This window comes from Nonomuraea thailandensis, assembly GCF_024172165.1.
Classification (GTDB): Bacteria; Actinomycetota; Actinomycetes; order Streptosporangiales; family Streptosporangiaceae; genus Nonomuraea; species Nonomuraea thailandensis.
Window position 1 is genome coordinate 214,244 of record NZ_JAMZEB010000001.1, and the last position, 23,252, is coordinate 237,495.

General features: G+C 68.1%; 22 protein-coding genes and 3 pseudogenes. 11 read left to right on the forward strand and 14 right to left on the reverse strand.

Annotated features, from left to right (window positions below):
• The first annotated feature begins 39 nt into the window (after positions 1–39).
• From HD597_RS01015 to HD597_RS01035, 5 genes are all read left to right on the forward strand, one after another.
• The gene (locus HD597_RS01015; RefSeq protein WP_253739639.1) at positions 40–570 is read left to right on the forward strand and encodes a discoidin domain-containing protein; all 531 of its coding nucleotides are present in this window, start codon (positions 40–42) and stop codon (positions 568–570) included.
• Positions 539–727, forward strand: coding sequence for a hypothetical protein (locus HD597_RS01020; RefSeq protein WP_253739641.1), 189 nt, complete (start codon positions 539–541; stop codon positions 725–727). Before HD597_RS01015 ends, HD597_RS01020 begins: the two co-directional genes overlap by 32 nt.
• Positions 728–730: 3 nt before the next feature.
• Positions 731–1,063, forward strand: coding sequence for a discoidin domain-containing protein (locus HD597_RS01025; RefSeq protein ID WP_253739643.1), 333 nt, complete (start codon positions 731–733; stop codon positions 1,061–1,063).
• Positions 1,064–1,115: 52 nt separating this feature from the next.
• Positions 1,116–2,552 (forward strand): family 43 glycosylhydrolase, encoded by a 1,437-nt coding sequence (locus tag HD597_RS01030; protein WP_253739645.1) that lies wholly within the window; start codon positions 1,116–1,118, stop codon positions 2,550–2,552.
• A gap of 640 nt (positions 2,553–3,192) precedes the next feature.
• Positions 3,193–3,405, forward strand: a complete 213-nt coding sequence (locus tag HD597_RS01035) for a hypothetical protein (protein WP_253739647.1) — start codon at positions 3,193–3,195, stop codon at positions 3,403–3,405.
• 22 nt (positions 3,406–3,427) lie between these two features.
• Here HD597_RS01035 and HD597_RS01040 read toward each other — a convergent pair whose 3' ends face one another.
• The 9 genes and pseudogenes from HD597_RS01040 to HD597_RS01080 form a co-directional block, all read right to left on the reverse strand.
• Complete coding sequence (locus tag HD597_RS01040; RefSeq protein ID WP_253739649.1) at positions 3,428–4,108, reverse strand: DUF3558 domain-containing protein; 681 nt, start codon at positions 4,106–4,108, stop codon at positions 3,428–3,430.
• Between the two features lie 1,170 nt (positions 4,109–5,278).
• A complete protein-coding gene (locus HD597_RS01045; RefSeq protein ID WP_253739651.1) occupies positions 5,279–5,863 on the reverse strand; it encodes a hypothetical protein in 585 nt (194 codons plus the stop codon).
• A gap of 225 nt (positions 5,864–6,088) precedes the next feature.
• Positions 6,089–6,394 (reverse strand): glycoside hydrolase family 99-like domain-containing protein, encoded by a 306-nt coding sequence (locus HD597_RS01050; RefSeq protein ID WP_253739653.1) that lies wholly within the window; start codon positions 6,392–6,394, stop codon positions 6,089–6,091.
• The gene (locus HD597_RS01055) at positions 6,277–7,080 is read right to left on the reverse strand and encodes a glycoside hydrolase family 71/99 protein (protein ID WP_253739656.1); all 804 of its coding nucleotides are present in this window, start codon (positions 7,078–7,080) and stop codon (positions 6,277–6,279) included. The genes HD597_RS01050 and HD597_RS01055 overlap by 118 nt, the downstream gene beginning before the upstream one ends.
• Before the next feature lie 259 nt (positions 7,081–7,339).
• A pseudogene (locus HD597_RS67180) lies at positions 7,340–7,798 on the reverse strand (hypothetical protein); the annotation flags it as partial.
• Between the two features lie 243 nt (positions 7,799–8,041).
• Positions 8,042–8,491, reverse strand: coding sequence for a nucleotidyl transferase AbiEii/AbiGii toxin family protein (locus tag HD597_RS01060; protein WP_276082721.1), 450 nt, complete (start codon positions 8,489–8,491; stop codon positions 8,042–8,044).
• 12 nt (positions 8,492–8,503) lie between these two features.
• Complete coding sequence (locus HD597_RS01065; RefSeq protein ID WP_253739660.1) at positions 8,504–8,689, reverse strand: hypothetical protein; 186 nt, start codon at positions 8,687–8,689, stop codon at positions 8,504–8,506.
• Positions 8,690–9,052: 363 nt separating this feature from the next.
• A complete protein-coding gene (locus HD597_RS01070) occupies positions 9,053–9,637 on the reverse strand; it encodes a hypothetical protein (protein ID WP_253739661.1) in 585 nt (194 codons plus the stop codon).
• Positions 9,638–10,227: 590 nt separating this feature from the next.
• Positions 10,228–10,578 carry a hypothetical protein gene (locus HD597_RS01080; protein ID WP_253740362.1) on the reverse strand — a complete coding sequence of 117 codons (351 nt, stop codon included), beginning with the start codon at positions 10,576–10,578 and terminating at the stop codon, positions 10,228–10,230.
• Between the two features lie 537 nt (positions 10,579–11,115).
• On the opposite strand from HD597_RS01080, the pseudogene HD597_RS01085 reads away from it, so the two are divergent.
• Positions 11,116–11,433, forward strand: a pseudogene (locus HD597_RS01085) (DUF4262 domain-containing protein); the annotation flags it as partial.
• 310 nt (positions 11,434–11,743) lie between these two features.
• On the opposite strand, the gene HD597_RS01090 reads toward HD597_RS01085, so the two are convergent.
• On the reverse strand, positions 11,744–12,661 hold the full coding sequence (locus HD597_RS01090; protein WP_253739367.1) for an IS3 family transposase: 918 nt from the start codon (positions 12,659–12,661) through the stop codon (positions 11,744–11,746).
• 2 nt (positions 12,662–12,663) lie between these two features.
• The gene (locus HD597_RS01095) at positions 12,664–13,026 is read right to left on the reverse strand and encodes a transposase (RefSeq protein WP_253739365.1); all 363 of its coding nucleotides are present in this window, start codon (positions 13,024–13,026) and stop codon (positions 12,664–12,666) included.
• Between the two features lie 457 nt (positions 13,027–13,483).
• On the opposite strand from HD597_RS01095, the gene HD597_RS01100 reads away from it, so the two are divergent.
• The 4 genes from HD597_RS01100 (at position 13,484) to HD597_RS01115 (ending at position 16,879) form a co-directional block, all read left to right on the forward strand.
• Entirely contained in the window at positions 13,484–13,927 is a 444-nt protein-coding gene (locus HD597_RS01100; RefSeq protein WP_253739662.1) for an SRPBCC domain-containing protein, read from the forward strand.
• A complete protein-coding gene (locus HD597_RS01105; RefSeq protein WP_253739664.1) occupies positions 13,924–14,280 on the forward strand; it encodes an ArsR/SmtB family transcription factor in 357 nt (118 codons plus the stop codon). Before HD597_RS01100 ends, HD597_RS01105 begins: the two co-directional genes overlap by 4 nt.
• 139 nt (positions 14,281–14,419) lie before the next feature.
• Positions 14,420–15,991, forward strand: a complete 1,572-nt coding sequence (locus HD597_RS01110; protein ID WP_253739666.1) for an MFS transporter — start codon at positions 14,420–14,422, stop codon at positions 15,989–15,991.
• Between the two features lie 99 nt (positions 15,992–16,090).
• Entirely contained in the window at positions 16,091–16,879 is a 789-nt protein-coding gene (locus HD597_RS01115; protein WP_253739667.1) for an SDR family NAD(P)-dependent oxidoreductase, read from the forward strand.
• A 481-nt stretch (positions 16,880–17,360) separates the two neighbouring features.
• On the opposite strand, the gene HD597_RS01120 is transcribed toward HD597_RS01115, so the two are convergent.
• From HD597_RS01120 to HD597_RS01130, 3 genes and pseudogenes are all read right to left on the reverse strand, one after another.
• Positions 17,361–19,571 carry a hypothetical protein gene (locus HD597_RS01120; protein ID WP_253739669.1) on the reverse strand — a complete coding sequence of 737 codons (2,211 nt, stop codon included), beginning with the start codon at positions 19,569–19,571 and terminating at the stop codon, positions 17,361–17,363.
• 396 nt (positions 19,572–19,967) lie between these two features.
• Positions 19,968–20,854: pseudogene (locus HD597_RS01125) on the reverse strand (IS481 family transposase).
• A 46-nt stretch (positions 20,855–20,900) separates the two neighbouring features.
• Complete coding sequence (locus HD597_RS01130) at positions 20,901–21,836, reverse strand: NADP-dependent oxidoreductase (protein ID WP_253740336.1); 936 nt, start codon at positions 21,834–21,836, stop codon at positions 20,901–20,903.
• A gap of 121 nt (positions 21,837–21,957) precedes the next feature.
• Here HD597_RS01130 and HD597_RS01135 point away from each other — a divergent pair, with 121 nt between their 5' ends.
• Positions 21,958–22,974: a GlxA family transcriptional regulator gene (locus HD597_RS01135; protein WP_253739670.1), complete on the forward strand. Its 1,017-nt coding sequence runs from the start codon at positions 21,958–21,960 to the stop codon at positions 22,972–22,974.
• Positions 22,975–23,252: the final 278 nt, after the last annotated feature.

Sequence of the window (23,252 nt, forward strand, 5' to 3'; positions counted from 1 at the left end):
ATCCAGGCTGCGCGTCGTCGCCAGAGGGACACGATCACCGTGTACGCGGGCGCCAACGCCGCTCCGCTGCTGACCGTGACCGACAAGGCCTACCAGGCCGGCGACATCGCCCTGATCACCCGGGGCGCGGCCGCCCGCTTCGACAACGTCAAAGTCGACCCGGAGATCAACCCGGCGGAAGGCCGTGCGGTCACCGCGACCAGTTCGTACGACGGCGACGGCTGGAGTCCCCAGGGCGCCGTCGACGGCGAGCGCGGCTCGGTCACGGGCAGGATGGGCTGGAGCAGCCATTCCGGCCTGACCACCGACCACACCGAGTCGATCACCGTGGACCTGGGCGCCACCAAGCCGATCAGCCGGGTGGACCTGTACCCGCGGGCCGACGCCGGCAACGTCGGGAGGGGCTTTCCCGTCGACTTCACCGTCCAGGTGTTCGGCCGACAAGTCCACCTGGACGACCGTGGCCACGCGTACGGGTTTCACCACACCCGGCGCGGGCGCGCAGACGTTCCCTCTCCCGACGACCGATGTACCTTACGTGAAGGTCGAGGGCACCAAGCTGGGCCGTGACCCGCACGGTCATTACCGCATGCAGTTCGCCGAGATCGAGGTGGCGGGCGGCAACCTCGCCGCAGGCCGGCCGGTCAGCACGAGCACCTCCTACGAAGGCGACGGATGGTCGCGGACCGCCCTCACCGATGGCCAGACACGCTCGGCGCCGGGCTAATCAATGGGCTGGAGCAGCAACGGCGCGTCCACCGCGAACGCCACGGTGGACCTCGCCGGGCCCACCCGCTTCAGCTCGGTGATCCTGCGGCCGCGTACGGACGGCGAGGCCCTAGGGGCCGGCTTCCCGGTCGACTTCGCCGTCCAGGTGTCGGCCGACAACACCACCTGGACCACGGTGGCGACCAAGACCGGCCAGGCGCGTCCCAGAATCTCCGGCGAAACGCTATCCTTCACTCCGGTCACCGCACGCTACGTGCGGATAGGAGCGACGAAGCTGTCCGCCGACCCGGTCGGCGACCTACGCCTGCAGCTCGCCGAGCTGGAAGTCCGCTGAAAGGAAGGCCGGCCGGGCCGGGCACCCTTGCGCGTCGCAGAAAGGATCAACCATGGGCCTCTTATCCCGAATGGCGGCGGCCCTCTGTCTGCTGCTGTCCTTTGTGTCCGTCACGCCCGCCGCCGCCGCGGAGCGGCCCGACCTGCGTTCCGCGTCCGCCGCCCAGAGCTTCCGTAACCCGCTGAACCCCGGCCCCGACCCCAGCCTGCTCTACCACGAGAGCTCCTACTACCTGGCCACCACAGGCGGGGACCGGATCAGTATCTGGAAGTCGCCCAGCCTGGCCACCCTGCTGGCCGCGCCAGAAAACGTGGTCTGGCAGGATAGCGACCCCTCACGCAACACCCAGATGTGGGCGCCGGCCTTCCGGCAGGTCGGTTCGCGCTGGTACCTCTACTACACGGCCTCCGATGGCGTCGACGCCAACCACCGGATGTACGTCCTGGAGTCGGCCGGGAACGACCCGATGGGCCCCTACAGCTTCAAGGCAAAGATCGCCGATTTCGGCGAGTACGCCATCGACGGCGAGCCGATCACCCACAACGGCCAGCAGTACTTCGTGTGGGCCGGACCGGGCCGCGGGATGGGAGGCCCGGCACAGCTCTACATCGCCCGGATGAGCAACCCCTGGACGGTGACGGGAGGGCGGACGGCGATCCCCGCCGACGGCGGCTGCAACGAGGTGCGGGAGGGTCCCACGCCGCTCTACCGCAACGGGAGGACCTTCCTGACCTACTCCGCCTGCGACACCGCCAAGCCCGACTACCAGCTGTGGGTCAAGAGCATCGCCGACGGCGCCGACCCGATGGTGGCCGCCAGTTGGGTGCAACATCCCGGGCCGGTGTTCTCACGCAACGACGCGGCCGGCGTGTGGGGGCCCGGGCATCACTCGTTCTTCCGCTCTCCCGACGGTACCGAGGACTGGATCGCCTACCACGGCAAGAACACCAGCGCCTACACCTACTCGTTCCGTACGACCCGAGCACAGAAGATCGGCTGGAACGCCGATGGCACCCCGGACTTCGGCCGGCCGCTGGCCGCCGGAACCACTCAGCCGCTGCCCGCGGGCGACCCGGGAGCACCCACCACAGTGATCAACGACTTCGACCTGGGCACCGGCCAGAACCAGGTCCAGTACGGTGGCACGTGGCAGTCGGGCTCGGGCTGCGGGAACCAGTGCTTCCAGGGCAACGACCATTGGAGCGGGCAGGCGGGAGCGACCGCGACGATCCGCTTCACCGGAACACAGGTCGCCCTGCTCAGCGTGCGCGACTGGGGCAACGGCATCGCCGCGATCTCCATCGACGGCGGCCCGGAGCAGCACCTGGACTACTACAGCGGCATCCGGGTCGGCGAGGAGCTCAACTACTTGAGCCCCGTCCTGCCGGCGGGGCCGCACACGCTGCGCATCCGGGTGACCGGTAGCCGCAACCCCGCCTCCGGCAGCACCGTGATCAGCCTCGACCGGATCGAGGTGTACGGCGGATGACAACGGCCGGTGGGCTCCAGGGAAGTGGCCGAAACGGCACGCTGAATGGCGGGAACAAGACTTGGGGTTGCTCGCGCAATTTGTGATCATACAAGAGTTGTGTGACGCTGGCCGGGCGGGGCACGACGGATCGGCTCCTCCAGTCGAACCGCCGCCCGGCTGGCGAATTCACATCCGCGGTCCGCCACAGGCCGGCCCCGCACACCGGCTCGGTGACAGCTGCCGCCTGCGGAGAACGAACGTACAGGCCTCGTGATCGTCGTCACCCGTCACGCGAGGAGGCCAGGTGACACACAGCAGAGGAACCGGGCAGCAGGCCGGACTGGTGATTTCCTGCACGGCAGGAGCTCTCGTCCTCGTGGCGAGCGCCGTGGCCGCCCTGGTATTCGTGGCCACGGGGGGAACGCCGGGCGCTTCCCAGGAGAGGATCCGGCTCGCCGGCGCGGTCGCTCCCGCGTCATCCCCCGCCCCTTCCCCCGCTCCTGTGTTGTCGACAACTCCCGGGACGCTTCCACTCGTGACCTCGCCTCCAGCATCCCCTCCGGCGAGGACGAGTGCGCCGGTCGCACAACCCAGCCCGACGTGGACGGGCAAGCCGGGGGCGAAGGTCTTCTACGGCACCTTCAGCAAGGACGAGTGTGTGAAGCGAGGAGAAGAGGGGGCCGCGGGCCAGAAATGGTCCGCCTCCTTCTGTGAGGAGTTCCCCAAGCATGACGGGCCCCTGAAGCCCGGTGATGTCATCGAAGACCTCCTCGAATTCGAAGATTCCAGCCCCGGCCAGGGCCCGCGCGACCACGCGCTGTGGGTGGTGGACTGGATGTGCATGATCAGGATGGAGAAAGACTGCAGCTAGCGAGGCCGAGTAGTAGCGGGTGTCACCGCACCGCGGCGATGGCCTGCCCCGCCACGATGTCGAGCGCGGCCTGGGCGGTGGCGTCGCCGATGGGCTTGCTGTCGCGCATCCTGCGCCCGGGCACGTCGGCGCCGCTGAAGCCGATCGTGATCACCACGTTGCCCTTGCGCAGGACGGCCTTGCCCTCGCCGCGCTTGGCCTCACCGACTTCGTAGACGAAGTACACGTAGTAGCCCTCGTCGAAGTGCTCGCCCGTCTTGGCGGTGCCGATCTGCTGGATCGTGCCCTTCACCGAGGGCGCGCCGCCGAAGACGCTGGGCTGCCGGTAGTCGCTTCTCCGCTTGGTCGCGAAGCTCTCCTTGGCATCCTTCACCGAAGCGGTGAACTCCTTGAAGCCGGCATCGTAGGTGATGGTGAGATCCCGGAACTTGAACGGAGGGGCGTCGCCGGGGTCGTTGCTCCACTTGCAGGCCGGGTCGAGCCGGTCCTTGATTCCCTGCCGCACCCCGAGCCGCGACCGGATCGACGCGGTCAGCACCCGGCAGGGGTTGGTGGGCGCCTTGAGCAGGACGCTCTCTTTGGCAGGCGGCGCGGAGGTGGGCGTGGTCTTCGGCCGCGAGGGGCCGGTCGTGGGAGTGGCTGGGGAAGGCGCGGCCGCTGGTGCGAGCCCACAGGCCGTGGCCACCGCGATCAGGACCATCACCCCTGGCAGGCTACGTAGCCTCGGCACCGTCCACCTCCATGAGAAGACCTTCCGACCGTCCGCGACGGTCGTGACCTGTACGGGGACCATCGAGTCTGGCAGGTCCTTCCATGCGCGCAGGGAGTGATTCCAGCCGAATTCCGCCCTCTTCATGCCAACGACCGTCCGTAGACACGGCAGTGCGGGCGCCCGTCTCGCCGACCTTGATCGACTGCGAGTCGATGATGGCCGTCACCGGAGACCGGCATCGCCCCATCCGCAACCTGACCTGTTCGCGCATCTGATCCTGGATCGCGGTCGTCACTCCGGCGCGTGCCCAGCGTGAGAAGAATCCGTAAGCCGTGCGCCACGGTGGACAGTCGGCAGGATGTGCGCGCCAAGCGACCGTGCCCTTGAGGCCCACGATGCTGTGGCCTTGGCCGACCGATGCGAGCAGATGCCGCTGGTCCTACCAGCCGAGCACGTCACATTCGAAAAAACCCGCTCCCGTCGCGGGTTGACCAACTTGATCTTGGCGACAGGCTTGCCGGTTGCCGTCTCCCATCCGCATGCCACGCGCTTTGATGGCCCGCATGCGGTGACGAAGCGGCGACCCGTGCCTGCTGTCCGGAGACCAGGTGGGCCAGGCGGCGTTCAGATAGGAGCTCGTCGACTCGGGATCAACAGAAGCGGGCAGCTCGACGTCTGTTGTGTGACCAGTCTTGCGGTCTGAAACCGCATCTTGGCGGAAGATCCCAGCGGAACGATGTATGCGTAGCGTGCCACCGCTCATCGGCGGATACGGTCACGGGCGCCCGACGTATATCTTGACGAACGTGCGCTTGGCCGGGCTCGAACTCCATCGGCGGGAAAGATCGTACCTGGAGCCTGACTTGACGCAACAGTGGGAAGCGAGCTGAACCGGCCGACCCACCATTTTCGCCACGATCTCGGCCCTGTCTCCCGCAGCCTGCCGACCGGCGGCGCACCGAGTACCGCAGTCAGCGCCAACGCAATCCCTGCATCCGCGATCCTTGCGACTCCCGCCCAGCTCCGGCTGGATGATATCTGTTCCCGGCCTCATCGCAGCTTCATCACCGCTTCAGGGTGCGGCTGGTCCTCCGGCAACGCCCTTCCCGGGAGTTGACCCAGACTGGGCACGCCAGGACCTCCCGGCGTGCCCAGCTCATCTCAGCCGGCCTGCCTGAACTGGTAGAGCAGAGAACCGTTGAGCTTCCAGCTGGGCTCCTTGACCAGGATGCTGTCCTTGTGCGCCTCGACGGCCAGCCGCCACCTGCCGTCGCTGGACAGGCGGAACACCCTGACGTCGCCGCCCGCGTCGGTGGAGCCGGGCGCGTAGCCGAGCACTCCATCATAGCGGAAGTTGCCCGAGTCGACCAGGTTGTCGCGCTCGGTGGTCGACGCCGTCACGATGTAGGACGCCTTCTTCGACCAGCGCAACCGGAACAGCGGCTTGCCACCGGTGAACGGGACGCGGGACACGTAGTACAGCGGCGTCTGCGTGATCGTCCAGCCGTGCCTGGTGATGGCGTTGTCCTTCTCCGACTCGCTGGCCGTGTAGAAGTAGCCGCCATCCTTGGTCAGCAGCTCGTACATCTTCACCCGCTGCGCGACAACCGCGGTTCCTGACTCCCCTGTGGCGGCGCCGTCGGCGGTGGCCTGCGCGGTGGTGACACCGAGGGACAGTGAGACCCCCAGCGCCACCGCTAAGCCCAGGCCGACAGGACGGAGCAGGTGGCCGAACGCTATGGCCATGTATGTGTTCCCTTCGAATAGCCTTACGCGGACTCTCGCCGGTGCCGCACCACCAGCTCACGACAGCGGCCTCATGATCACAGGGCCGCAGGTCGGCAACACACTACGGCGCGGGCGCAGGAGGTAAACCTCTGCTGCGAACCATGGCCGGATCGCGGTCCTCATTGGCACGTTGAGCACTCTCGTGCGGTCAGAGACCATGTCCCGTGCGGTGCCGGCGCGGTCTCAGTCTCCGCAGGAGGTTCCCTTGGGCAGGTTGAGCCGGTCGTGGATGAGTCCGAGGTACAGGCATCCGTCCTTGGCGTTGGGCTCGATGATGCCTCCCTCGTGCCACTCGTTCCAGGCGTAGATGCTCACGAAGTTGTCCACAGCGGAGATGTGGCCGGAGTCGGCGATGTCGGCGCGGATATGGCTCAGGCCCTGGGCGAACAGCTCGGGGGTCTGGTCCTCGTAGTAGCGGATCTTGGTCCGATCCGGGATGAGGTGCGGGAAGCGAGGGCGTTCGTCGAAGCCGGAGGCCGCGCACCGCATAAATTGCGGGGTGTGGCGTCGAAGTAGGCGGGCATCCCGGCGACGTAGTCGCTGTAGCGCTTGACGTGGTCGATGCGCACGCCGCAGTAGGCGCCGTCGGCCCCCCACCGGGCGGGCGTGGTCGGGTCGAGCATGGCTTCCCAGTAGCCGAGTACGAGCACGTCCTCGTTCAGGGTGGCCTTGGCCTCCTGGCGGACGGCGTCGACGAAGGCTCTGGTGTCGGTGTCGGTGTCGGTGTCGCTGCCGTCGCCGAGTCCCCGCCGGTCGCACAGGTGCAGGATCGGTCGCCCGTTGTTGGCGCGCAGGTAATTAGGCTGGTTCAAGAAGGTGTCGGCGAGCCGTTTGGCGACAGTGGGAGTAGTCACTCCTGGGGATCTGCAGGCCGCCCCACGGATGGGCGCACACGGTGAGCGCGAAGTCGATGGCGGTACGGCCTGGGCGAAGGCGGCCAGTGATGCCTCGAACCGCTCGGGGGAGCGCTGGTGCGCGGTGTCCCAGTACCAGTAGAACTGGAAGAAGTCGAGTCCCGCTCCGGTGGCCTGCTCGATGTGCTTTTCCACGGTCTCCGGCCGGTAGTCGTCGTAGAACCCGATCTCCGGCCTCAGATGGGAGAAGTCGCCCTCCCACCCCTGGGTGTTCTGCGGTACGGCCGGGTCGGCGCCGAGAAGTCGCGGACGCCGCCCCACCAGTCGCCGTCGCGTCCGAAGGCCTGCTTCGTGGCGTTGATGACGTCGGTGGACTTTCGGATTGAACGTGCCGAAATAGATGGCTCCAGCGCGAATCCATTCCGGATGTCCCCAGCCGAGCGACCTGTCGACGCGGTACCCGGCGGCGAGCAACTCCTGGCTGCGGCTCTCGAAGGGCCACGCGCCATTCGCCTCTCTTGCTGAAGCGCATCAACCGTTGCGTGCCGGCAGTGCGCTGCTGTGCCAGGTGACCGGCGATGCCCTCGTACACGAACCGTCCGCCGGCCACGAGGCCGTCCCGCTCCCAGGCCGACGCGGTGAGGAGATAGGAGGATCCGGTGCGCAGCCGGTAGACCGGCTGGGAGCCGGTGAACGCGGTCGTTCGCCCATAGCTGGCCTGCCCGCGCTCGTGGGTGAACTTGTGCAGGCTCACCGCGGTCGCCGCCTCGGCGGCGGACAACGTGTACACCCGCCCGATCCCGCCCGGTGCCAGCAGCTCGATCATCGGGACTGGGTCGGTGACCTTGGCCACCGACGAGGCGGCCTCCGCGTTCATGCTCGGCGTGGGGGGAGCCGCCACTAGCACTGCGGCAGCGATCGCCGATACGGCTCCAGCCCTCCAGACACTTCTCACAGGAATCCGCTCGCTCGACGTGTTGTGGTTGGAGAGGTTAGCCGGACGCACGAGGCGGTGGAGGTGACGATGAGTGCCCCTCATTGGAGGGTTGAAGTCGAGTCTGCCGGGCGAAACAGGAGATCCGCCGCCGGTCCCGGTTCGCCATCGACATGGATCGGGGCTTCCGAGGGGGGAAGGATGGCAGGAGAGATGCTCAGGTGGGCAGCAATGTTCCTGGTGGAGCGCGGGGTGAGGGCCACGCTCACCCGGCCCGGGACAGTGTTCGCCGACCAGGCGGGAACGACGGTGGCCGGCCGGGCCCACGCACCCCGGCGACGTCTCGCATCAGGTCCAGCGAGAGCCGGAATCCGGTGTGCTCACGGTCTGACGGCCCGGGTCAGGGCGTGCGCCAGCCGCCGCTTCCAGACGTGCGCCTCCCCCTGGACGCGGATACTCGGCCTGGAACTCCTCCCAGTTCACCTCCCAGCCCCGGATCGTATCCAGGTCGAACTCCGCTGCCTCCTGCTCGCCCAGCGCCTCTCGCAGAACCCACCGGAGCAGGTCACCGGGCAGGGTGACCCGCTCGGCCAGCAGGACGGCGTCGTAGAGGTCCTTGCCCTGAGCCCAGAGGTCGGAGGCCAGCCAGAGGCTCTTCCAGGCCAGCGACAGCTCGGGGGTGGCGGCCTGGACGGCGGTGGGCTCGCCGCCGCCCGCTCGCGGGATCAGCGCCGTGACAGGCGGGACCGGCAGCGGCTCGTTGAAGACGAAGTCGAGTTGCACCGTCCCGGAAGGCAGGCCTTCGGCATGTCAGGTGAAGACCAGCCGCTGCCCGGGGGTGCGGTCGTAGGTCCAGATGTCATCGACGCGGATGCCGGTGGCGTCGACGGTCACCGTGCTGGAGGCGTCCGGATCGTTCGCGACGGCGCCGATGAGCCCCTTGAACACCTTCGCCGTGAACGAACTCTCCAGCTCGATGTCATGCGGTACCACCACCCAGTCGAGATCGCCCGGATCCCGGGCCGGCTCTCCGATCCACGCCTCCAGCAGGAGGCTGCCGCGCAGTACGAGGTTCTGCGACCAGGGTGAGCGCGACGATGCCGACCAGATGGTCGATCGCCTCCCGTCGAGCCCGCCGCCGACGCCGTCCGGTCTCCTCGTCCTCGAAGATCGGGTCGCCGGCCCGGAAGGCGTAGGTGAATTGCTTCAGCGCAGGGTCGAAGATCCGTGGCTGGCGTACGCCCTCCCCGCGCGTGAGAGGCAGATACGTCACCGGCACGTCAGGTGATTCCTGCGCCGGCATGTCATATCGGTGGGACACGGGGCGCTGCTGATGCTTCTTCTGCTGCCGTCGCGACGTCATCGTTCCTCGATCCAGCCGTTGTCGAGGCCGGGGTTGTCGTCGTGCACCACGAACTCCTGCTCGGCCTCGAGCACCGCGAGGCCGGCCGACTTCAGCTCCGCCAGCAGCTCCTCGAACCGCCGTCTGGCCTCGGGCAGGCCGACGTTCCTGCAGCGCTGCGTGACGAACCGCTCATGGGAGCCGTCGCCGTGGATCCGCCTGGCGTTCCGCGACACGTGTGCCGAATGGCGTCCGGTGATCGTGGCCAGGGCGCCTGGTTCGTCGCGGACCGCCACCTTGGCGTGGTGCTCGAAGTAGCACTCGCTCAGCGCGGTGGCCTCCCGCGTGCTCTGCGGCACGTCCTCGTTCCACGGCGCGGCCTCGGTCTTGACCCTGACGACGGCGAATCCCTCCGCACGCAGCCGGGCCGCGCTCCTCGCGGCGGCGGCCCGCTGGCCGGTCAGGGTGCCGCGGCCGGTGAAGGTGAGCATGGGCTGGGAGGGGACCTCGCCGCGGGCAAGCACGATGTGCGTGAGCTTCCCGCCGTTACCGGCCGCCCACGAGGCCAGACGCTCGATCGCGGTGCCGGCCGCGACGGTCACATGGATGTCGAAGACACCCGCGAACTCCAGGCCTGACGGCGATCGTTCCCCATGACCACCTATTGTTCCACCGGATAGTACCCTTTTGCGCCGATTTTCTCTGTCGTAACTCTGGCAGCATTCAGGTGATTTATGGCTTGATTTCACTTGACGACGGCGGCCTTTGGCAGGCGCTCATCGGCGCGGAAGCCGGTGAGGATCATGGTGTCGTCGAGTATGGCGAATCGGCGGTGAGTGTATCCAGTGGCGGGCTCGCCAACGATCTCGTTCGGCCATCGTCATGCGGGGCCAACGACCGGTCCACGGAGAATCCTTGAACAGGCTCGCCGGGGGAATCCCGAGGCCGTGGCGTGCGACGGTCCGCTCGGCCGTGGCGAGGTACTCCAGCGTCACTTCATCGTCGATCACGGTATACAGGCTGTGATGGACCATCTCCGTGGCGGCCTCCAGGAGTTGTTCGAGCTCTTCAGGATCGATTTCCTTCGATGAGTTGCAGCACGAGGATCGCCTGCATGAGGGCGGTCCCTCGATGCGGGCGGCGGCGCGGGCTAGTCAGTACCTTCCAGGACTGCAAGGTCGTGGCGGCGCGCTCACCGATGGCGTGGAGCCGGGCATGCGCCGCGCGGTGTCCTTCGGGAACGTCCCACAGCCAGCCGCACATCCCCGTCGAGCCCACCCGCGAACTCGTCGGCGGCGAGCAGCATGCCGGGACGCGGGACCGGTGCCGGACGGGTGACCGGGTCGAACAGCCGCGCCACGCTGACGTTGTCGAAGTCGGCTTCGGTGACGAGCCCGGGACGTACCCGACGGCGGATAGGGGAGCGGCGGTCGCGAGTGGCCTGCCGATGGCGGAGGTTGTCGCCGCGATCAATGGCGGGGATCGCGTGGGCGTTCACCGACCGTGCAGTGATAACAGAGCTCAACTCGCCCGTCATGGTCATACCACTCGTGGTCGCCGCAATCGCGACGTCCCTTGGCGGCGACTCCGCGATCGACGAGGAACCACGGCAACCGCCTGCGGAGCCGGGTCCTCCAGCGGTACCGGCCCTGGTGTGTGAGCATGTGACCTCCTTCCCTGGCGAATGGTAGGCCTCGTACCGCCGGTCCTGCGAAGGGTTATCGACCTGGCCGATCCGGGAAAGGGTCCAAGCCGGCAGGGGAGGGCGGACGTGCAACCCACAGGAGTCCGGCTCGGCCGGCTTCCGGGGCACCACCGCCGACAGATCCACCATTCCCGTGCCCGACGGCTTCGTCACCGGCGTGCGCATCCGTTCCAGTGGCGCGGGTCACCGGCTCCCGCGGGACGGTGCGTCGCGTGGCACTCCCGTTCGGCATACTCAGGCGGATGGCACACCACTGCAGGTGCATCATCTGTGAGCCCGTCAGCAGCCCCATGAACCCGTTCCAGAACGCCATGATCGGATCCATCGGCGAATACGGCCGGGGCATCAGCAACGTCTTCGACGACGACATCGGGCCGGGGCTGGGCCTGCACCATCGGGCTCTGGCACACCTTCGGCTCGCCGGAGGTCGCCATCTTCGGGCTGGACACCGACCTGCGCCACTCTTGCCTCACCTTCTTGGCGGACGGCATCGCAGCCGGATCCCCGATCGCCGCGGAACAGGAACGGACCGAGATCCTCGAGGACGTACCGGTCCTGCTCAAGAGCATGCACCCCAGCTGGTACGAGTCCCTGTTCGGCGAAAGGGGTTCGCTGTTCAGCTTCTACCAGCGCACCCCGCGCTTCCCCATCCTGCAACTCGTCTGGCCGGACGCGAAGGGCCTGTTCGCCTAGAGCCGGACAGCGATCCACTGCTGCCGGAACTGCAGCCGTCCCTCTGGGTTCCCTGGGACCGGCATCCGCCTGAGACGTGGACGCAGTGACTTCCTCAGGGAGCCCGGCTTCAAGGCGCTCCTCCACCGCGGCCGGTGGGTGGCGCCGGACATGAGCCGAACCGGGGCCAGCCGTCGCCCTCATGGCTGCTGGAGGCGGTGACCGGCCGTCCCGCGGCCAGGTTCCCGCCGTGTGCGCTGACCTCCGCGAACTGCATGCGGTAGGTGGCCGCGGTGAGGGATGTCAATCCCCTGAAAGCGTGGAGACGGTTCTATGCCACAGCGGTCCCCAGCAGGGCCGATGAGGCGTGTCTCTTCTCGATCATCAGACGTTCGAATGTGATGGGCGGCAGGCCGTCGTTGGCGCTGTGCCGCCGGGTGGTGTTGTAGAAGTCGGCGATCCAGGTGGCGATCTTCAGGCGGGCCTCGGCCCGAGTGCGGAACCGGTGGCGGTGCACGTACTCGACCTTGAGGGTGCTGTTGAACGCCTCGGCCGCGGCGTTGTCGAGCGCGCAGCCCACCCGCCCCATGGACTGGACCACGCCCAGGCGCCGGCACAGCTCCTGGTAGCGGGCAGCCGTGTATTCCGACCCGCGATCCGAATGAAAGATCACTCCGTCTACGTCGCCGCCGCGGGTGGCCACCGCCATCTGTAGTGAGGCGCAGGTCAGCGCGGCGTCGTGGTGCCCGGACATGGCGTAGCCGAGCAGTCGGCGGGAGAACAGGTCCTCGACCGTGGCCAGATACAGCTTGCCCTCGCCGGTGTCGATCTGCGTCACATCGCCGCACCACAGCACGTCCGGTGCGACTGAGTTGAACGTGCGGCGGACCAGGTCCGGGGCGGCCGGCCGCTTGCCTTGGCGGGTCAGCGAGCGCGGTTTGCGCCGCTTGCGGGCGACCAGGCCGAGCTCGGCCATTCTGGCGGCGACCGTGTTCTCCGAGATCCGCCAGCCCGCCGCATGCAGATCACGGGTGATGCGCGGCGAGCCGTAGGTGCCGCCGGAGGCCTCGAACGCGCGGGTGATCTCCGCATCCAGGTCGGCCCGCCGGCGCTGCCGGGCGGTCGGCGCATCGTCGCCGATGCGGTTCTTCCACTTGTAGTACCAGGACTGCGAGACGCCCAGCGCCCGGCAGGAGACGGTGTGGTCGATGTCGTGCTCGGTCTTCTGGGAGCTGATGAAGGCCGCCACGCTTATCGGCCCATCGCCTCTTTGACCCACAAGACCACGGAACGCTTGAGCACGTCACGCTCGTCTTCCAGTTCGGCGCGTTCTTTCTCCCAGGCCGCCTTCTCCTGGGCGTGCTGCTTGACCAGCGCGGCCTTCTCCCGCCGCAGCCGGGCCAGCTCCTCCTGCTCCGACTCCTCCAGCGTTCCGCTCCCGTTGCCGTTGTACTGCTCGTCCAGCCGGTCCATCTGCACCCAGTTGTGCAGCGTGTACGGGCTGATTCCCAGATCCCGCGCCACCTGCGCGATGGGTTTGCCGGTCTCCTTCACGATACGCACCGCGCCCGCCCGGAACTCCGGATCAAAGCGCCGCCGCGTGACTGCTGCCACGACCAAACCTCTCCCGGTTCGGTCTCCACGCTACGAGGGGAAGGCCAGGACTCCCTACGGTGTCTGGTGCCCTCGATTCTGATGTACCTCGCCTCGATGGACGGGGACGCGAAGGACTGCGGCGTGGCTCCGGGAAGGGCGAAGCCGGTCCTCGTCACTCGCGTGGCCCAGGTCCCGCCGCTGGTCGACGTCTGGATTGACGTTCCTCGGGAAGCCGCGGCCGGCGTTGACCCTTCCCCGTCGCGCCGCCTGTGACCACGGCGATGTGGCCTGCCTGGTAGCGGTGTCGATGATGTGGATCAGCGCCTGCGCTTTGCACGAGCGCATCACCGGCGTAGTGCTGCGGGCAGGCCAGATGCCCTTGATGGCGAACCTTACCTGCAACCCTTGGGTTGCGCCTGGGCTGATCGACGTGCAACCATTAGGTTGCGTCCCAGGGTGGAAAGGTGAGGTTCCGATGAGTGAAGACCGGATCGAACGCGACACCCTGATACAGGCATCCCTGGAGCGGGTGTGGTCTCTGGTGGCCGTACCTGGGTTCTGGGTGGCCGATGCGGCGAGCGTGGCGGGCTTAGTGGCCAGAGAAGGCCTGTCACTGGTGGCGAAGAATCCCAACGTGGGTGAGGTCTCGGTACGGGTGGAGAAGGTCCAGCCGCCGACCTATGTGGCCTATCGCTGGGCCAGCGCGTTCCCCGGAGAGGAGTTGCGAGCGGACAACAGCACCCTGGTGGAATTCATACTGAGTACGGAGGGCGACAAGACACGTCTGCGCGTCATCGAGAGCGGGTTCGCCGCCCTGAGCCTGTCCGAGGATCAGCGCGCTCAGACGGTGCGGTTCAACGCCGATGGCTGGCCCCAGGTGTTCGCCGTGGTCAAGGACCGCGCCGAACAAGCCGGGTGACCACAGAAGAAGTTCGCGGCCCCGTCGAAGGGATCGACAGCGTCCTGGCCGCGCTGGCAGACCCGACGCGACGTCGCCTGCTCGCCCTGCTCGCCGCGGACGGCGAGGCGACCGCGACCACGCTGGCCGAACGGCTGCCGGTCTCACGGCAGGCGGTGGTCAAGCACCTCACCGTCCTGGACGCCGCCGGACTGGTTTCCGGCGCCCGGGTGGGACGAGAGGTACGGTACGCGGTGCGGCCCGCAGCGCTTGACACGACGGCGCGGTGGATGTTCGCGCTCGCGGCAGAGTGGGATCTGCGGCTGGCGATGATCAAGCGTCTCGCCGAGGCAGCCGAACGGGAAGAGGGCTGAGCCCACCAAGTACGACAGGTACAACCCTGCCGGGACAAGGCGAACGGACCCCATAGGCAGGCCTGAAACAGAGCATTCGTGGCACACCCCTGACCACGGGGTGTGCTGAGCGTGCCAGGAAACCAACCGAAGCTGCGATGTGCCGCCGGGCAAGCCCCGCCTGCCGCCGCATGCGTCACGGCCGACCGCGATTGGCGGCCGATGCGAAACAGATCCGCGACAACGCCCAGAGACCGCGTCTCCGATCGACCGGCCCCGGCTGATGGCGTGCTGTCCTCACCCCATGTCCCAGGCTCTTGAGGGGAATCTTTTCTTGTCTACTGTTACGGCTTCGCCGCCCCGTTTCACCGGACGGCAGCGGCTGATCCTGCTGGTGCTGTTCGGTGCCGGGTTCATGTTGTCGGCTGATTTCTCCATCCTGAATGTCGCGCTGCCGGAGGTGGGTGAGGGGGTCGGGCTAGAGGCATCGGCGTTGCCCTGGATCGCTTCCGCCTACGCGCTGCCCGCGGCGGGCTGCACGCTGCTGTTCGGGCGGTTGGCCGACCTGTTCGGCCGGCGCCGGCTCTTCCTGGCGGGCATGGTCGTGCTGGCGGTGGCTTCGCTGCTGGGTGGTTTCGCGACCACGCCCGAGACGCTGCTGGCCGCCCGCGCGCTTCAGGGGTTGTCCACCGCCCTGTCGGTGCCGGCCTCGCTGTCGCTGCTCACCACCACCTTCCAGGAGGGAGCCACACGCGATCGGGTGCTGGGCCTGAACGGGGCGCTGATGTCCGGTGGCTTCACCGTCGGCGCGCTCCTCGGCGGCACGCTGGTCAGCCTGCTGAGCTGGCGTACGGCGTTCTTCATCAACGTGCCCGTGGCGGTGATCATCCTGGTGCTCACACCGCTGCTGATCAGCGAGAGCAAGGTGCCCGACCGGGTCAAGCTGGACGTGCCTGGCGCGATCACGGTGACCGGAGGCCTGCTGGCGGCCGTCTATGCCATCATCGAGCGCAGTGTCCTCGCCGGGGTCATCGGTGTGGTGCTGCTGGCCGTGTTCTGGCGGATCGAACTACGCGCGGTGGCCCCCCTGGCCCCACTGCGCATCCTCAAGCGGCCGAGCGTCACGTGGGGGAACTACGCCGGTCTGGTGATCTTCACCATGGAAACAGCGATGATCTTTTTGATGACGCTGTATCTGCAGAACGTCCTCGGCTTCGACCCGCTCCTCACCGGGCTGATCTTCGGTATCCCGGGGCTGGCCGCGGTGCTGGCGGGCCCGGTCGCGGGACGGCTCATCGGCCGCTACGGCTACCGAGTCGTACTGCCCGCGGGCCTGGCCGTCCAAGGCCTGGCGACGATTCCGCTGATCTTCGTCGATGCCGACCGGATCAGTCTGGCCCTGCTGCTCCCCGCCCTGTTCATCGGCTTCTTCGGGCACGTCACCTCCATCGTGGCCTACACCGTCACCGGCACGTCCGGCCTGCCCAACGAGGAACAGGGCCTGGCCACCGGCCTGACCACCATGACTCAGAACGTCGCCCTCACCATCGGCATCCCCATCCTGAGTGCCATCGCCGCCACCCAGAGCACCGAGCTGATCGGCATCCACCTCGCCCTGACCATCAACGTGATCTTCACGCTCGTCAGCGTGATCCTCATCTGGGCAGGCCTCCGGCCACGCCCCGGTCGGCGCACCACCGCACCGGCATCGCTGGCTATGGACGACGCCTAAGACCTCCTTCTCGGCGGAAATCCGGCCGCGTTCGCGGGTCATCCGCCGGTATCGCTCCTCGCAACCCACTCGCACCGCGGCAGCACAAGGAGAACATTCATGGATCTGCACCTGGCAGGCAAGACGGCCGTCGTCACCGGCGGCAGCAAGGGCATCGGCCTTGCCGTTGTCCATACCCTGCTCGCCGAGGGGATGCGCGTGGTCACCGGCTCACGCACCATCACCGCGGAGCTGAAGGAGTCCGAGGCGGTGCCCATGACCGTCGATCTCACCACAGCCCACGGGCCGGCCGAGCTCATCGACCGGGCCGTCGGCGTGCTCGGTAGCATCGACCTGCTCGTCAACAACGTGGGGGTGGGCGATACCGACGACTTCGCCAAGGGCGTCCGGTTCAATCTGCTCGAGCTACCGGACGACGCCTGGGAGCACACCTTCGACCTGCACTTCTACAGTGCGCTGCGGGCCAGCAGGGCCGCGCTGCCGTACCTGATCGAGCGCAAGGGCACGATCGTCAACGTCTCCTCGGCCGGCGCGCGGGCCGCCGCCGGTCCCGCCGACTACAACGTCTCCAAGGCCGCGCTCGGCGCCCTGACCAAGGTCATCGCCGAGCAGTTCGGCGGGCAAGGTGTGCGCGCCGTCACCGTGTCACCGGGGCCTGTTGGCACCGGGGTGTGGACCGACCCGGACGGCTTCGTCGGGCGCCTGGCGAAGGAGCAGGGCGTCCCCCAGGAAGTCTTCATGGAGCAGCTGATCAGCGCGAGCGGCGTCACCACCGGTCGCCTCGCCACACCGGAGGAAGTGGCGCGGCTCATCGCCTTCCTGGCCTCGCCCGTCAACATCACCGGCAGCGAGCACCTCATCGACGGCGGCATGATCAAGCACGTGTGACCAAGAGCCTCTGATGGGACGGCGCGAGCGTCAATGACGCGCCAGTGACCTGATCTGCTGACGTACCGAAGCTCCTGGTGGACGGGTTGATCATCACACTCCACACCGTCGTGACCAGAGGCTTCCGGTGCCGGCTTTCGTTCTGCCGCCGACGTCTCGCCTCCCGGACGGGATCGGGGTAGAACGAGCCCGATAGAGACCAGCGCGGATCCAGATGACGGCGGCCCGCGGTCGTCCAGCGGTCCATCACCGCAGCGTACCGCTCGGGAGCTGGCGCGCGGCGATCGGATGGTGTGGGCCGCCAAGGCCCACCACCCACCAGCCCGCCTCTTGGCCCTTCAGGTGATCAGGAATCTCCTGATCGAGCGAATCGTGATCTGCGGCCGTGCTCGGACCGGCTGCTGACAGCAACATGCTTCCAGTCACTGCGGAGGTGGAGGGCGGCTGGCCGCCTCGAGTCCGCACTGCAGGCGGCGAGCGGTCAGTAAGGGCGGATGTAGTCCACGTCGAAGGAGCCTGCCGCGGCGGAGGGGTCGAGACGCAGGCGTCGCACCTTCCCGGCCCAGTGACTGTTCTGTCCCATGTCGATCGTGTAGATGGTGTACCCCTCCTCGCCCGCTCTCGTCCGCCAGGCGACCTTCTTCGCCTCGTTCCAGGAGGTGTCCAGATCGGTGATGAAGTAGAAGGCTCCCAGCGTCGACGCGGTGCGGTTACGGGCGCGGATCTCGATGCGGCGGACGGTGCGGGTGTCCAGGCCGAGGAGGTCCGGCGAGTGCATGTACGGGTCCTGGCCGGCCGACAGCAGCCCAAGCGAGTCGCCGACGATCTCGCCCGAGAGCTGGTGGGTCAGAGCCCAGCCATCGGTTGAGCCCCGGCTCGTGGCGCTGTTGAACTCCCAGCCTCGCGCGTGGGCCGGGTAGCCGATCGTGGGGACCCAGCTGGCGGGCCCGGGGGCGATGCCGCTGCCGCTGGACACCTCGAAGCGGATGACGTCACCTGGGGCGACCGGTAGCCGGTGAATGTCGGCGGCCGTTCCTTGGCGATTGCTGGGGGAGATCTGCGCGGGCCCCCACACTGTCGTGCCGTTGAGGGTGATGCGGGCGGTCGCATCCCCGCCGCCGGCGGCTGACATGAGAATCCTGCTGCGCAGCGTGACCGTGCCGGCTTCGGGAGCCGTCCAGGCGCGCGCTGTCCGGCAGTCGCCGCAGGCCGCCGGTTGCTGTTCGAACCTCCCTATCTGTGGCGCCGAGGCATTCGAGGGGTGCCGCCAGGTGCCCGAGGCCTGATCGAACGTCAGGTCCCGCCACGTGTGTCCGTCATCGCTGTACTGATAGGACCACCTGTTGTCGCCTTGGCCGTCGCCGAAGCCCTGCCCCGCGTGATGGCCGTGCGCGGCCGAGGCCAGCCGCGCATTGTCGGACACGGTGAAACCGCTGAAGTCACCGCCGTGGCAGGTGCCGAGGAATCCGGTCGGCTCGACGAAGACATTCTCGCGGATCACGCCGGTGGGCCTGCTCTGATCGTTGCCGCGGCTGATCGCTCCCAGGCATGGCGCCCGGTTCGCCGCGGAGTTGCGCAGGAAGTAGTTGCCGCTCAGCTCGGTGTTGGTGCTGAAGTCCGACGAACCCCAGATCGCGTGCAGGGCGACGCCCGGGCCGGCGTTGTCGGCCAGGTAGCTGTTACGCACCCGCACGCTGTCGAGCCGGGTCTCGTAGTTCACCGCCACCTGGTCGGGTGACCCGGTATCGGGAACAGCGCTGATCATCGAGTTGACGATCGTGACATTGCGCACCCTGCCGAGAAAGACGGCGGCCGTGCCGGTCTCCGTATAACAGGCCGCCTCACGGTTGAGTACGGAGTTCAGCACGACCGCATCGCGCACGTTCACCAGTCGAAGCCCTTCACATCCACGCGACCTGCCGGCGCCGTCGTCGTCGTGCAGATGCAGGTGGTTCAGCTCGACGTCACGGACGAGGCCGTCACCGGACGTGCCGTCCAACGGCGCCGCGAGCCCGTTGCACCAGTCGAAGGCGATGCTGCTGTCGTTCCTGGTGCCCTCGACGTTCGTGATCCGCACGCCGCGCAGCGCGTAGTCGGACGCGCTGAACGGCGGCGGAGTGCCGGTGATCTCGATGCCGGCCGAAATGTGCACCCGATCGCTGGAGCATCCAGGTCCGCGGATACCGGTGATGTCGTGGAGGTACAAGTCGCTGAGAGTCAGTCCTTCGTGGAAGAGCTCAGTGAAGAACACCAGCACACCTGCTCCCGCGTGCCCGATCTCGAGGTTGCCGATGTGCCAGTGCGACGGATTGTCCAGCCTGATCCCGCGATCCGCGAGATCACCGTTGCGGATGATCTTGGGGCGGGGCCCGGTGCCGTACGCGTCGACCACCACGGCGGCATCGGCCGTGCCGGCTCCACGAAGCGTCAACTGCTGGTTCCACGTGGCGCCGCGGGCGAGCAGTACCTTGTCTCCAGGCCCGAATCCCACCCGGGTGCTGTGGTCGTTCACGGGCGTGAAATCGCACCATGGACGCGAGGGTGAGGTGCCGGCGCCGCCATTGCCGCAACCGCTGCCTGGACGGTTGTCGACGAAGTACGTGGTACCGCCGGCCGTGACGGCCGACACGGGTGACAGCCCGAGTTGGAGGAGCAGCAGGGTGAACAACCCTGCTACGACATGCTTGCTCACCGAGCGAATCCCTCGTTCCAACGGCTGGCGTGATTGATGTGGACCGCCGGACATCGTGCTGCCCCAGCAGACAACGGGTGCTGGTGGCGTCCTTCAAGGGACTCTCGTCAAATCGAGGACCTGTTCCGGAGCGGCAGCAGGCTTACCGTACTGCTGGCGACACTGGTGGCCCCGCCAGAGTGCTGATCGATGACCGAGAGCATGGGCGAGCGCCCGCTGCTGAGACTCAGCACATGCACCATTCCACTCGTCAGTCCGGACGCAGCCAGCATGGTTGCCCGGTCGGCCACCGTCAGGGGCGTTCGAGTGAACCGGCAGCGGAATGATCAGTTTTGGCAGTTATCCCGCTCTGCTGACGGTGATCAGCAGCCGAATCGGCGCGCTAGGTGTACTTGGTCATGAACGTGGTGTCAGTCGGCTGGCGGGTGGCTGGCCGCCGAGGGCTGAGTGTGGTCTAGCGGTGTTGTAGTGCTTCAGCCATGAGTCGAGGGCCTGGGTGCGTTGCTGGTTGCTGGTGTAGGGCCGGCGGTAGGCCCATTCGGTGGCCAGGGTGCGGTTGAAGCGTTCGGATTTGCCGTTGGTCCAGGGGGCAGTGCGGTCGGGTGAATTTCTGGCGGGTTCCCAGGTCGGCGCAGGCCTGCTGGAAGGCGTGGCTGATGCGGTAGTTCTTGGCGTTGTCGGTCAGTACCCGGTGGATGTGGGTGATGCCGTGGGCGGCGAACAAGGCGGCGGCGACGGGTCAGGAAGGCTGCGCAGGTGGTGCCCTTCTCGTCGGTGAGGACTTCGGCGTAGGCCAGGCGACTGTGGTCGTCGATGGCGGTGTGCAGGTAGTCGTAGCCGATGCCGCGGCCGCGGACCTGCTCGCTGCGGCCGTGTGCGCGCCAGCCGCCGTCGTCGGGGATGCGGCCGAGTTTCTTGACGTCCAGGTGGATCATGTCGCCGGGGGCGGAGTGTTCGTAGCGGCGGGTGCTGTGCTGGGTGGCGCGGATGGGAGCGCCGGTCAGCGGGTCGCACGCGGCCAGGGCGGGCACGCCGTGACGGCGCAGTATGCGGGTGACGGTCCAGGCCAGCACGCCGGTGGCGCGGGCGATCTGGTCCGGTCCCGCCCGCAGCTCGGCGCGGCTGGCCAGGACCCGCAGCTCGGTGTCGGCCGGGGTGCCGCTGCGCCGTTCGCGCAGCCCGTCCCAGCCATTGGTGCGGAACCGGCGCACCCGCCGATGCCCGCACTGACGGGAGAGGCCCGGTTCGGCGGCGACATGCGCGACCGGGCGGCCGTCGAACACGACACGACGAACCGGCTACCCCCGGCCTGGCGGCATGCCGCCCTCGTCATCCGTTAACGGTCAGCACGATCTTTCCAGTGGTACGGCCGGTCTCGCCGAGCTCATGAGCCTTCGCCGCCTGCTCGAACGGCAGGACGGTGTCGACCTTGACGCGCAGCCGCCCCGCCTCAACCAGCTCGGCGATCGTCGCCATCGCGGCGTTGTCCGGCTCGACGAGGACGAAGCCCGCCCAGATGCCGCGCTCCCCGGCCTGGCGAAGGAGGTCCTCGTCAGGCTCCGGGTTGAGCAGGGCAAGGGTGCCGCCGTTCCGCAGCGTCCGCAGGGAACGCGCCTCATAGTCGCCGCCGATGCTGTCGATGACGAGGTCGACGTCTTGGACCGTTTCGGCGAAATCCTCCCGGGTGTAGTCGATCACCTTGTCGGCACCCAGCGCGTGTACGAACGCGTGCTTGGGCGTACGAGCGGTACCGATCACGTACGCGCCGAGGTGCTTGGCGAGCTGCACGGCCAGATGGCCGACCCCACCGGCCGCGGCATGGATCAACACGCGCTGGCCCGGCTGCACGTTCGCGGCGTCGTGCAGGACCTGCCACGCGGTGAGCGCCGCCAGCGGCAGCGCCGCGGCGTGCACATGGTCGATGCCGGCCGGCTTGCGGGTGAAGTGCCGCGACGGGGCGGTCACGTACTGCGCGTAGCCGCCCGCTTTGTGCGGGAAGCGCGGCATGCCGAAGACCTCGTCACCCGGCCGGAAGCGGGCGACCCCGGGTCCCACGGCCTCGACCACCCCGGACACGTCCCAGCCGAGGATGGCGGGCGGGTCGCCCAGCAGCCTGCCATGTCTCCGTGCCTTCCAGTCCGTCGGGTTGACACCGGCCGCGAGCACCCGCACCAGGACCTCCGTCGGCAACGGCTCAGGACGCTCTACCTCGGCCAGGGTCAGCACTTCAGGGCCGCCCGCGGACTCCTGGATGATCGCGTGCATTCGTGCCGCCGTCGTTGTGCCTTCGCCCATGGGAGGACCCTTCGTCGAGCCGGAATGAATGCGCCGCCGACTGCGGCGCCTGTGACCAGCCTCGGCGATTGACGGACTCGAAAGAAGTGGCATGATTGCCATTGTGCGCAAGGATCACGCCAGGCATCGCGTTGTCGTACTCGCCCTCGACGGCGTGATCCCGTTCGAGCTGAGCATCCCGTCCCGGATCTTCGGTGCCGCCGAGGGCCCAGACGGCGAACCGCTGTACGAAGTCATCACCTGCAGCGTCGACGGCCGCCCGGTACGGACCACGGCGGACTTCAGCGTCGCCGTCGAGCATGGAGCGGAGGTCCTCGCCACGGCGGACACCCTGGTCATCCCCGCCTCCTACGGCGCCGGGACGATCCACGAGGCGGGGCGGCTGCCGGAGCCGCTTGACGCCGCGCTCGCGACCGTGCGGCCGCGCACTCGCATGGTGTCGATCTGTATCGGATCGTACGCGCTGGCGGCGATGGGTCTGCTCGACGGCAGGCCGGCGACCACGCACTGGCACCACTCCGAGCACTTCCAGCGGCTCTTTCCCCGCGTGCGGGTGGATCCGGACGTGCTGTTCGTCGACGACGGCGATGTGCTGACCTCGGCGGGCGCGGCGGCCGGGGTGGACCTGTGCCTGCACATCCTCCGCCGTGACCACGGCAGCGAGGTGGCGAACCAGGTGGCTCGCGGCTGTGTCGTCCCGCCGTGGCGCGAGGGCGGCCAGGCCCAGTACATCGAACGACCCGTGCCGGAACCGTCGACCTCCGGCACCGCGCACACCCGCGCCTGGGCTCTGGAACGCCTAGACGAGCCGCTGCCGCTGTCGGAGCTGGCCGCGCACGCACGGATGAGCGTACGCACCTTCGTCCGCCGCTTCCGCGAAGAGGTCGGCATGCCACCGGGGCAGTGGTTGATCCGGCAGCGCGTGGACCGGGCCCGTCACCTGCTGGAGGCGAGCGACCTGCCCGTCGACCTCATCGCCCACCAGTCCGGCTTCGGCACGACGGCCTCGCTCCGCCACCACCTGCACGCGGCCATCGGCGTCTCGCCGATGGCCTACCGGCGCACCTTCCACATCCACGGATCGTTGTCCGCGCCCGCCGAGTTCTGACGCACATCGACCGCGGTGAGCAGCCGTTTCGCCGCGTGTCTTGTGTTCGCGGCTCGACGTTGCGGACGTGATGATCTGGCTGCGCGGCAATCTGGGCCGCGAACGCGGCTACGCCTGCAGCCGGGCCACCAGCTCCCGATCCGACTCCTTGGCCTTGATGTCCTTCGGCTGCTCGCGCCAGCCGAGCCGCCAGCCGGGCTAGGATGGAGGACTCATGCGCGAGGCTCTTGCGAGCCGAAGGCGGCCGGTTCGTGACCGCAGCCTGGGCGTGCCCGCCC